The following is a 3362-nucleotide window of genomic DNA, read 5'->3' as shown; positions in this document are numbered from 1 at the left end:
GCGCCTCCAGCGCCTCCCGCGGGAACCGCGACTCCTCGTCCACCTCCGCCGCGAACGGAGCGATCTTCGCATCGGCCAGCTCGCGCACCGTGCTGCGCAGCAGCTCGTGCTCCTCCGACGGAGCGTAGGCGGGGAAGTCCATCGTGCCTCCACGTGGCCCGGCGGTCCCGGGGTAGGTTACTTTGACGATCAATATTTGGACGCCAAAATAAGTGACCGGCGGGACCCCCGTCAAGACGACGCACGTCACGGCCCCGCGGCACCGCTGCCGGTACCCCGGCCGCGGCTCGCCGAGTGCCGCCCAGAGGACTCGAACCTCTATACCCGGGGTAAGAGCCCGGTGTCCTTCCGTTGAACGAGAGCGGCGTGCACGGGCCCGGGAAGGCCCGCCGTACCTCCACCAGGAATCGAACCTGGAATCTCCGCATTCGTAGTGCGGCGCTCTGTCCGTTGAGCCATGGAGGCGGGTACAGCGTGGACCGGGCCGGGCTCGAACCGGCAACCTTCCGCTTGCAAGGCGGATGCTCTTCCACATTGAGCTACAGGCCCAGGTGTTCGTGCGCGTTAGCGAATCCCGCTAACGGGGGAAGGAATGACGCGGGTATGGGAAAGGCCGCGGGGACGTCGTCCCGGCGGCCTCCGATTCGAGCCGTTCGGGCTCTACAGGGAGGCTCCTCGGGAGGCCGCTCGTCGCGCGGCGGCGGGGCGCGGCCCTCGCTTGTCGGCGTTCATCTCACGGCTCCCTTCTTCGTTCCGCGTTCGGTGCGTTGCGTCCATGGTGCGCCTACCCGGGAGGCGACCGCAACGGCTTTTTCCGCGACAGTGGAGAACAACGCAAAAAGGCCGGGGAGGAGGTGCGGGCCCCCTCCCCGGCCCACGGTGACCGGGTCCGGCGTCAGACGGCCCTGCGGCGGGTCCGGGCCGAACGGCGGTGCGACGGCGCCAGCAGGCGCTGGAGCACCCGGAACGGCAGCGTGACGATGCTGAAGATCGTGCCGATGACGGCGTTCAGCGCTGCACTGATGCGGCGCATGATCAATCACTCCTTCGGTCTTCCGTTGCCGTCTTGTTACCCTCCCTGGGAGATCTACACCGATTCGGCTAAAGGGATTTCGTGCCGATGACGACCGTGGCGTAAAGCTCGTCGCAGCGGGCGGTCTCCGGGGCGAGGCCGCCCCGGGCGACCGCGTCCAGGGCGTCCCGCACCTGCCGCTCGCTCGTCTCGAACAGCAGCCGGCCGCCCGGGGCGAGCCAGCCGGACGCCTCCGCGGTCACCCGCCGCAGGACGCCGAGGCCGTCCGCGCCGCCGTCCAGGGCGACGAGGGGTTCGTGGTCGCGCGCCTCCGGGGGCAGCAGCGCGACCTCCGCGGACGGGACGTACGGGACGTTGCACAGCAGGACGTCGACGCGGCCGCGCAGGTCCGCGGGGAGCGCGTCGAACAGGTCGCCCTCGTGGACCCGGCCGCCGAGCGGTCCGACGTTGCGGCGGGCGCACCGCACGGACTCCGGCTCGATGTCGGCGGCGTGCAGTTCGCACCCGTCCGATCCGAGACCGGCGACGAGCGCGGCGCCGAGCGCGCCGGAGCCGCAGCACAGGTCGAGGACGACGGGACGGGGCGGGGCGAGCGCGGCCGCGCGGCGGACGAGGAACTCGGTGCGGCGGCGCGGGACGAACACGCCGGGGCCGACGCGGACGCGCAGCCCGCAGAAGTCGGCCCAGCCGACGACATGCTCGAGGGGCAGCCCGGCCGCGCGCCGGTCCACCATGGCGTCCAGCTCGGCGGGGGTGCGGGCCGCGGCGCCGAGCAGCCGGACCTCGTCCTCGGCGAAGACGCACCCGGCGGCGCGCAGGCGGGAGACGACGGAGTCGAAGGGGGCGACGGAGTCGGAGGGAGTGTCGGGCATGACGCCTTTCGGGGTCCTGCGGGCGCCCCGGTCACGCTTCGGCGGGCGGAGGCACCCGGACTGGTCGGACAGAAACGGGTCTCACCTCCTCCGGCCGTGTCGTTCGAGCGACGCCCACCGTACAGCAGCGACCCGGGCACGGACGGGACGGGGCGAGAATGGAGGGTCGCCGCAACGAGGAGGCCGGTTGTCCACGAACACGGAGCTGCGCGCGGACTGCGCGAACTGCCACGGGCTGTGCTGCGTGGCGCTGCCGTTCACCGCGTCGGCGGGCTTCCCGGTCGACAAGGAGGCGGGGCGGCCGTGCCGGAACCTGCTCGCCGACTTCCGGTGCGGGATCCACGACGACCTGCGCGGGCGGGGCTTCGCCGGCTGCACGGTCTTCGACTGCTTCGGAGCCGGGCAGAAGGTCTCGAACGTCACGTTCGGGGGGCGCGACTGGCGGAGCGACCCCGGCCTCGCGCGCCGCGTGTTCGCGGTGTTCCCGGTCATGCGCGACCTCCACGAGGTGCTCTGGTACCTCGCCGAGGCGCTCGGGCGGCCCGAGGCGGCGCCCGTCCACGGCGAGCTGCGGCGCGTTCGGGCCGACGTGGAGGCCCTCACCGGCGGCGTCCCCGAGGCGGCGGACGTGGCGGCGGTGCGGGCGCGGGTGGGTCCGCTGCTGATGCGGGCCGGCGAGCTGGTGCGGGCGGGCGTCCCGGGACGGCGCCGCGACCACCGCGGCGCGGACCTCGCGGGCGCCCGGCTCGGCCGCGCGGACCTGCGGGGCGCCTGCCTGCGCGGGGCGCTGCTCATCGCGGCCGACCTGCGCGGGGCGGACCTGCGGGACGCCGACCTGCTCGGCGCGGACCTGCGGGACGCCGACCTGCGCGGCGCCGACCTGACCGGCTGCCTGTTCCTCACCCAGCCGCAGCTCGACGCGGCCCGGGGCGACGCGGCGACGCGGACGCCGGCGGCACTGCGGCGGCCCGCGCACTGGTGACCGCCGGGGCGAACCGTTTGGTCCGGTGACCAGGGGGCATCTCCGCGGGGCACGTCGATGAGGGGGCCACGTGGGGCGGGTCGACCGGTGGGGCACGGGGGTCGCGGCCGCGGTGCTGGCCGTCCTCGGCGGCGGGCTGCCCCTGCTGGACTCGGCGCTGGGCCGCGGCGGCCGTCCGCTGGCCGCGGGCGCGGTCGTGGCGGTGGGGACCGAGCGGGACGGCGTCCGCCCGGTGCGGGTGGCGGTGCCGTCCGCACGGTGGGTGCTCAGCGCGGAGCGGTCGTCGCTGGCCGCGAGGGCGGCGCTGCTGAGCGGCGACGTGGTGGTGAACGTGAGGGCGGTGCTGCCGCTGGGGGCGGCGGACGCGCGCGCCCTGTGGCGCGGGCTCGGCCGGATCGTCGCGGCGGGCGGGGCGGCGCGGCTGCAGGCCGATCCGGTGCCCTTCACGACGGCGGGCGGGCTGACGGGCCTGACG

Annotated in this window: 4 protein-coding genes, 3 tRNA genes and 1 pseudogene; 2 read left to right on the top strand and 6 right to left on the bottom strand. The window is 74.9% G+C overall.

Going from position 1 to position 3362, the window contains the following annotated elements; translation table 11 throughout:
• The 6 genes from DMH08_RS39055 to DMH08_RS39035 form a co-directional block, all read right to left on the bottom strand.
• A partial coding sequence (locus tag DMH08_RS39055; RefSeq protein ID WP_199748233.1) for an acyl-CoA dehydrogenase family protein occupies positions 1 to 142 on the bottom strand: 142 nt, incomplete at its 3' end.
• 153 nt (positions 143 to 295) lie between these two features.
• Positions 296 to 366 (bottom strand) — tRNA-Lys (locus tag DMH08_RS39050).
• A 26-nt stretch (positions 367 to 392) separates the two neighbouring features.
• Positions 393 to 465: transfer RNA gene (locus tag DMH08_RS39045), tRNA-Arg, on the bottom strand.
• Positions 466 to 475: 10 nt separating this feature from the next.
• A tRNA-Ala gene (locus tag DMH08_RS39040) sits at positions 476 to 549 on the bottom strand.
• A gap of 346 nt (positions 550 to 895) precedes the next feature.
• Entirely contained in the window at positions 896 to 1033 is a 138-nt protein-coding gene (locus tag DMH08_RS40680) for an LPFR motif small protein (protein WP_158642471.1), read from the bottom strand.
• Between the two features lie 68 nt (positions 1034 to 1101).
• On the bottom strand, positions 1102 to 1905 hold the full coding sequence (locus DMH08_RS39035; protein ID WP_125621290.1) for a putative protein N(5)-glutamine methyltransferase: 804 nt from the start codon (positions 1903 to 1905) through the stop codon (positions 1102 to 1104).
• A 187-nt stretch (positions 1906 to 2092) separates the two neighbouring features.
• Between DMH08_RS39035 and DMH08_RS39030 the strand changes: the two genes are divergently transcribed.
• Together DMH08_RS39030 and DMH08_RS39025 are read left to right on the top strand one after the other, a co-directional pair.
• On the top strand, positions 2093 to 2887 hold the full coding sequence (locus DMH08_RS39030) for a pentapeptide repeat-containing protein (RefSeq protein WP_233618071.1): 795 nt from the start codon (positions 2093 to 2095) through the stop codon (positions 2885 to 2887).
• 70 nt (positions 2888 to 2957) lie between these two features.
• Positions 2958 to 3362, top strand: a pseudogene (locus DMH08_RS39025) (hypothetical protein); the annotation flags it as partial.

It is taken from the genome of Actinomadura sp. WAC 06369 (assembly GCF_003947565.1).
Taxonomy (GTDB): Bacteria; Actinomycetota; Actinomycetes; order Streptosporangiales; family Streptosporangiaceae; genus Spirillospora; species Spirillospora rifamycini.
The sequence above is the reverse complement of the archived record's forward strand: the minus strand, read 5'-3'. Positions and strand labels throughout refer to the sequence as shown.